The organism is Streptomyces sp. NPDC003691, from assembly GCF_053981115.1.
In genome coordinates, this window is sequence record NZ_JBSFNQ010000171.1 from 1 (window position 1) to 6828 (window position 6828).

A 6828-nucleotide genomic window follows, 5' to 3' on the forward strand; every position below is an offset into this window, starting at 1 on the left:
GCCAGGGCGGTCAGCTCGGCGCCGTCCACGGTCACGGTGCCGGAGGTCGGGCGCTCCAGCAGGTCGCGGACCGCCGCAGGTCGTCGCCGGGATCAGGGCGGGCCACCGACCTCCTCCGCGACGCACGGCCGCCTCGGAATCTAGGCCCGCCCCGGGCCCCCCGACCTCGCCTTCCCGCCCCCTTGACGGCGCCCTGACGTGTTCTTGGCACCGGTACCGGCGGGCCGTCAAAAACGCGTCAGAAGGGTGTCAAAGCCGCTCCCGCCGGAGCCGGACCGCTCCGGACGGGGCGTAGGACGGGGCCCGTGGCGGGGCAACCCCGGCCCGGGGCAAGGCACTTATGACGGGCAGCCGATTCCCCACCGGAGGAGAGAACGTTGTCCCGAATACCCCAGCAGGGTGCCCCGGCCGCCCTCGCGGTCGCGGCCCTGGTGGCCGCACTCACCGCACCGGCCGCCGCCGCGTCCGTACCCCCGCCGGATCCCGCGGCACGGGAAGGCGGTGGCGGGGCCCGGGTCGTGCTGGTCACCGGCGACACCGTCACCGTGGACCGCACGGGCCGGGTGTCCCGGATCGAACGGGCCCCGGGGCGCGAGCGCGTGCCCGTGCGGATCACCCAGCGCAACGGGCGGACGCTCGCCGTCCCCGCGGACGCCCGGCCGCTGATCGACCAGGGCCGCCTCGACCCCCGGCTCTTCGACATCACCGAACGGAGCCGGGCCCCGTACCGTCAGCGCGGCGGCCTCGGACTGATCGTCCGCTACCGGGGTGAGGCCGCGGCGGCCGACAAGTCCCTGACCAAGGCCGCCGGGGCCGACGCGGGCCGTGAGCTGCCCCGGCTCAATGCCCGGACCCTCCAGGTCGGGGACGCCGCCGAAGCCGCCCGGGTCTGGGAGGCGCTGACCGACTCCGGCCGGGCCGGGACCGCCCGTACGGCCGCTCCGGGTATCGACAAGGTCTGGCTGGACGCCGTCCACCGGGCCTCCCTGGAACGCAGCGCCGGACAGATCGGGGCGCCCGCCGCCTGGCGGGCCGGATACGACGGCACCGGGGTGAAGATCGCCGTCCTGGACACCGGAGTCGACCAGTCCCATCCCGACCTCGCGGGCAAGGAGATCGCCGAACGGAACTTCTCCTGGGCGCCGGGCCCCGAGGACCGCGACGGCCATGGGACACATGTGGCGTCCACCGCCGCGGGCACGGGGGCCAAGTCCGGCGGCCGGTTCAAGGGCATCGCGCCCGGCGCGAGGATCCTCGACGGAAAGGTCCTCAACGACCAGGGCTGGGGATCCACCGCCCAGATCCTGGCGGGCATCGAATGGGCCGTCGCCCAGGGCGCCGACGTGGTGAATCTGAGCCTCGGCATGCGGGACGAGCCCGGCCAGGACCCGCTGGAGGAGGCGATCGACCGGATCTCGGCCACCACCGGGGTCCTCTTCGCCGTCGCCGCGGGCAACAGCGGCACCGCCGGAGTCGACAGCCCGGGCAGCGCCGGGGCCGCCCTGACCGTCGGGGCCGTCGACCACCGGGACGCCCTCACCGGCTTCTCCGCCCGCGGCCCCGCCCCCGGGGACCGGGGACTGAAGCCGGACGTCACCGCCCCCGGCGGCGATATCGCCGCCGCCGTCCCCGGGCTCGACGACCCGGACCTGCCCGGCTACCGCCATCTCTCCGGCACCTCGATGGCAACACCCCACGTGGCCGGTGCCGCGGCGCTGCTGAAGCAGAAGCACCCCACCTGGCCGGGCGCCCGGCTGAAGGCGGCGCTGACGGGCTCCGCCCGGCCCGGCCCGTACACCCCCCTGGAACAGGGCCACGGCCGGATCGACGTCGCGGCGGCCCTCACCGGCACGGTGGTCGCGGATACCCCGTCGCTCTCCTTCGGACGGCACTCCTGGCCGCACCACGACGACACCCCGGCAACCCGGGACGTGACCTACCGGAACACCGGCGGCACGCCCGTCACCCTCGATCTGCGGGTGACCGGACAGGGCACGGACGGCCGCCCCACCGCACCCGGCCTGTTCACCCTCTCCACCAACCGGATCACGGTCCCGGCCGGCGGCACCGCCACGGCACGGCTGACCGCCGACACCCGCCGCGGCACCACCGACGGCATCCTGACCGCGGTGGTCACCGCGGCCGGCGGCGGACAGTCCGTCCGGGTGCTCGGCTCCGTCGAGCGCGAGGTCGAGTCGTATGCGCTGACCGTCCGCACCCTCGGCCGGAACGGCACCCCCGCCACGGACTACGGCGCCTATCTGACGGGCCTCAGCGGCCCCGCCGACGGGACCGTGTTCTCCGGCAGCGACCCGGGCGGCACCTTCACCGTACGGGTGCCCAAGGGCGGTTACTTCCTCAACGGTGAGGTCTTCGCCGACCCGGCGGACCGGGGTGTCTTCGACCTGATCGGCCAACCGCGGCTGACCGTCGACCGGGACACCACGGTCACCGTCGACGCCCGCCGGGCGAAGCCGGTCCGGATCACCGGCCCCGACCCGGCGGCCCGCAACACCTCCGCCGAGATCACGACCCTCCTCGACACCGGCGGCACCAAGACCTACGGAAGCTGGTCGCTCGCCTCCTTCGACGGGGTGCGCATCGCCCACCAGGGCCCGGCGCTGCCCTCCGGCACCGTCTCCCAGGGCTTCTCGGGCGCCTGGACCGCGGGCTCCGACAGCTACTTCCTGGCCCACCGCGCCAAGGGCCGTACGCTCCCGGCCGGGGTCACCCGCCACTTCACGGCCGGTGAACTCGCCACCGTACGGGTGGAGAGCGGAAGCTCCGTCCCCGGCGAGCGGGCGTACACCGGCGCGGCCGCGGACCTCGGCCACGGCGTGGCGGGGAGCGTGCACGCACCCGCCGCGACCCCGCTGCCCGAGACCGTCACCGCCCACTTCGCCACCGGAGACCTGCGCTGGCGGCTGCACCAACTGCGGGTGAAGGACGACCGGCAGCAACTGGACCTCGTCACCCCGTTCCAGCGGTACACCCCGGGCCCGGCGGCACCGGTACGGCTCGGAGTCGGCGTCTTCGGTCCCGGCATCGCCGCCGAGGAGTTCGGCGCCGACCGTACGGGCGCCCTACGCCGCGACGGCGACACCCTCTACGGCTGTCTGCCGATGTTCTCCGACGGAGCCGGGCGCTGGGGCGACGCGGCCGCCGACAGCAGCACCGTCACCCTGCACCGCAACGGCGTGAAGATCCGCGAGAGCCGGGACCCGCTCTGCTGGGCGAGCTTCACCCTCCCCCGCGCCGAAGCGTCCTACCGGCTGACCGCCACCTCCACCCACTCCGGCGTCTCCTCGGTCTCCACCGAGGTCAGCTCCGAGTGGACCTTCACGTCCGGGCCGTCGGCCGCACCGGTGGACCTGCCGGTGTCCGCCGTACGCTTCGCACCCGCGCTCGCCCTCGACTCCACCGCCCCGGCGGGCGCCCGGATGCGGATCCCGGTGACCGTCGAAGGCGCGGCGGCCGGACCGAAACTGCGGTCGCTGACCGTGCACACCAGCCTCGACTCCGGCCGCACCTGGACCGAAGCCCCCGTCACCGGCGGCGCCGTCACCGTCGTCAACCCGGCGGCCGGTGCGGGCATCGCGCTCCGTGCCACCGTCACCGACACCGCGGGCAACACCCTGAAGCAGACCATCCACAACGCCTACCGGGGCCGCTGACCGCGGCACCCGCACGGGAGGGAGGCGGCACCGGCCGGGTGCCGTCTCCCGCGTCTCCCGCGTCTCCCGTGGGGCGGCCGGTGGGCGGGGCATCCGTTCCGGCGGCCGCGCGGAACCCCCTCACTCCGGGACGACACCGCACTGCACGGCCAGGACCGCGAGCCGGATCCGGTTGTCCCGGCCGGTCTTCGCCATCAGATTCGCCACATGCGTCTTCACCGTGGTGATGCCCAGATGCAGCCGGTCGGCGATCTCCGGATTGGACAGGCCCGCCCCGAGCAGGGCGAGCACCTGGCGCTCGCGCGGGGTGACTTCCGGCAGCGCGGCGGCCGGATCCGGCGGCCCGGCCGGGGCCGCCACCGCCCGGGCGACCAGCCGGGACAGGGCGTCCCGGCTGAACGGCGCCTCCCCGGACGCGGCCCGGCGCACCGCCGCGAGGATCTCGTCCGGCGGAGTGTCCTTGACGAGGAAGCCGCAGACCCCGGCCGCCAGCGCCGGATACAGATGCTCGTCGTCGTCGAAGGTGGTGAGCGCCACGATCCGGGCGCCCGGACGGTCCGCGAGGATACGGCGGGTGGCGGTGATGCCGTCCGTACCCGGCATCCGCAGGTCCATCAGGATCACATCGGGCCCCAGGCCGGCGGCCAGCCGGACCGCTTCCGCCCCGCCCGCCGCCTCACCGGACAGTTCGATGTCCGGGGCCTGCTCGAACAGCATCCGCAGCCCCATCCGTACCAACTGCTGGTCGTCGGCGACCAGGACCCGGATCACGGCCGGGGCTCCGGCACCGGTGCCGGGACGGGCAGTACGGCCGTGAGCCGCCAGCCCCCGTCCGGCCCGGGGCCGGCCTCCAGCGTGCCGCCGAGCAGCGCCACCCGCTCCCGCATACCGGTCAGACCATGACCGCCGCCCTCGCCGCCCGGGTCGGAGGCCGGTGGCCCGGGCCGTCCGCCGCCACCGTCGTCCCGGAGCGTCAGCCGTACGGTTCCGCCGTCCGTCCGGACCGCCAGTTCGGCCCGCGCCGAAGGGCCCGCGTGCCGTGCGACATTCGCCAGTCCCTCCTGGACCAGCCGCAGCACGGCCAGGGCCCGGACCGCGTCCAGCCCGGCGACGGCGGGATCCACCGACGCCGTCACGGCGGGCCCGTCCCGGCCGGTGCGGTCCACGACCGCGGCCAGCACCGCGGGCAGGGCTCCGTCCGCGACCAGCGAGTCCGCCCCCGGCTCCGCGCCGCCGGGAGTCCGCAGCACGGCCACCAGCCGCCGCAGATCCGCCAGCGCCGCCCGGCCCGAGCTGTGCAGATCGTCGAGTACGCCGGTGATCCGGGGGTCCGTGACCGCACCGCCGCCCGCGCCCGCCCCGGTGGCCGTGGCCGTCACGACATGGCGCGCCACCCCCACCCGCAGCACCATCGACGACACATGATGGGCCACCAGATCGTGCAGCTCCCGGGCGATCGCCGCGCGCTCCGCCGCCCGGGCGGCCGCGGTCTCCTGCTCCGCCCGCAGCGCCCGCCGGGCCGCCTGCTCCCGCGCGTACGCCGCGGCCTCCCGGGACATCCGGACATAGGACCCCAGGAACAGCGGCAGCCCCGCGACCAGCAGCGCCTTGAAGAGCACCGGCGCCAGATCACCCGGCAGGCCGTCCAACCGGTTCAGCACGACGGCGAGCGCCAGCACCGCACACCCCGCCGCGGGCACCCGCCCCCGTCCGCGTACCGCCACCTCGAACAGGGTGACCGCGGCCAGCACCTTCAGCGAGGGAACGATTCCCGAGCCCGCCGTGTGTGCCCCCACCAGCAGCGCCGACTGCGCCACCAGCGCGGCCGGGGCCCACCGCCACGCGGCCAGACAGAGCAGCACTCCGGTCACCGCCAGCGCCCGGTCACCGTCCCCCGGCGGCTGCCGCACCAGCAGGAAGTCGGTGGCCAGCGCGGCCGTGTACACCAGGGCGCGCACACCCCGGCGGCGGTCGTCGAACACCAGGTCGGTCCAGGGCCGGTTCACCCGGCCAGCCTAAGTCGGCGACCGGGCGCGGCGGCTCCTGCTACCGGAGGAGGCCGGGTCCTCCGCCCGGCCGCGGGATCCGCCCCGCGGCAGGATCCGCGGACCGTGCCGCACCGCGAGGGTGGACGCCATGGAGAAGCACAGCAGCGCACACCCGGGCCGCCGGGCCGTACTCGGCACGGCCGCCGCCCTCGGTATCGCGGGCGCCACCGGAACCGGTGCCCATGCGGCCGGACGGGCCCGCGGGACCGTCCCGGACCGGCGGCGGTTCCACGGCAGTTCGGTCCTCATCACCGGAGGCACCTCGGGCATCGGCCGCGCGACGGCGATCGCCTTCGCCGCCGCCGGGGCGTCCGTCGGATTCTGCGGCCGCCGCACCGACGCCGGCCGCCGGGTCGAACGCGAGATCACCGACGCCGGGGGAGAGGCCTTCTACGTCCGGGCCGATGTCCGCAGCCCCGAGGAGACCCGGGACTTCACCGACCGGGTCGCCGCCCGCTACGGCGGCATCGACATCGCCTTCAACAATGCGGGGATCGGCAGCAGCCGGCTCCTCCACGAGATCACCGTCCAGGAGTGGGACGACATCCAGGACACCAACACACGAGGGGTGTTCCTCGCCCTCAAGTACCAGATCCCGCATATGCTCCGGGCGGGCCGCGGCGTGATCGTCTGCACCTCGTCGGTGGCCGCCGAACGCGGCCGCCCCGACGGCGCCGCCTACGCCGCGAGCAAACGGGCCATCGAGAGCCTGGTGAAGTGCGCGGCCCTGGCATACGGCCCGAAGGGCATCAGGATCAACGCCCTGCTGCCCGGCACCACCGATACCCCCATGGTCCGGCCGCCGGGCATCCCCGACGCCGAGTGGGCGCGGCTGAAGGCGGCCTTCGGCCCGCTGAACGTGGACGGACTCCAGCGGATGGCGGAGCCCGAGGAGATCGCCCGCTCCGTACTCGGACTGGCCTCCCCGGACTTCCCCTATATGACGGGGGCCTCGGTCGCGGTGGACGGTGGTGTCACCGCGGGCCGGAAGCTGGTCCTCCCCACCGGGCCCTGAATGCACCGGTGACGACCGGACGGCTGCCGGCCGGGGAACCGCTTCCGGGCGGGTGCGGCCCCGTCCGGCGGCGCGGGTAGGTCGAGCGTGC

Annotated in this window: 4 protein-coding genes; 2 read left to right on the forward strand and 2 right to left on the reverse strand. The window is 75.5% G+C overall.

Features of this window, described 5'->3' with window-relative positions:
• The first annotated feature begins 377 nt into the window (after positions 1-377).
• Entirely contained in the window at positions 378-3674 is a 3297-nt protein-coding gene (locus tag ACWDR0_RS34135) for a S8 family peptidase (RefSeq protein WP_456355721.1), read from the forward strand.
• A gap of 120 nt (positions 3675-3794) precedes the next feature.
• Here ACWDR0_RS34135 and ACWDR0_RS34140 read toward each other — a convergent pair whose 3' ends face one another.
• Positions 3795-4445, reverse strand: a complete 651-nt coding sequence (locus tag ACWDR0_RS34140; protein WP_456355722.1) for a response regulator — start codon at positions 4443-4445, stop codon at positions 3795-3797.
• Complete coding sequence (locus tag ACWDR0_RS34145) at positions 4442-5680, reverse strand: sensor histidine kinase (RefSeq protein WP_456355723.1); 1239 nt, start codon at positions 5678-5680, stop codon at positions 4442-4444. Before ACWDR0_RS34145 ends, ACWDR0_RS34140 begins: the two co-directional genes overlap by 4 nt.
• A 130-nt stretch (positions 5681-5810) precedes the next feature.
• Here ACWDR0_RS34145 and ACWDR0_RS34150 point away from each other — a divergent pair, with 130 nt between their 5' ends.
• Positions 5811-6737 carry an SDR family NAD(P)-dependent oxidoreductase gene (locus ACWDR0_RS34150; RefSeq protein WP_456355724.1) on the forward strand — a complete coding sequence of 309 codons (927 nt, stop codon included), beginning with the start codon at positions 5811-5813 and terminating at the stop codon, positions 6735-6737.
• Positions 6738-6828: the final 91 nt, after the last annotated feature.

Bases quoted from the DNA above. Each gene is read 5' to 3' on its own strand.
- ACWDR0_RS34150 (WP_456355724.1), top strand. From the start codon at position 5,811: ATGGAGAAGCACAGCAGCGCACACCCGGGCCGCCGGGCCGTACTCGGC.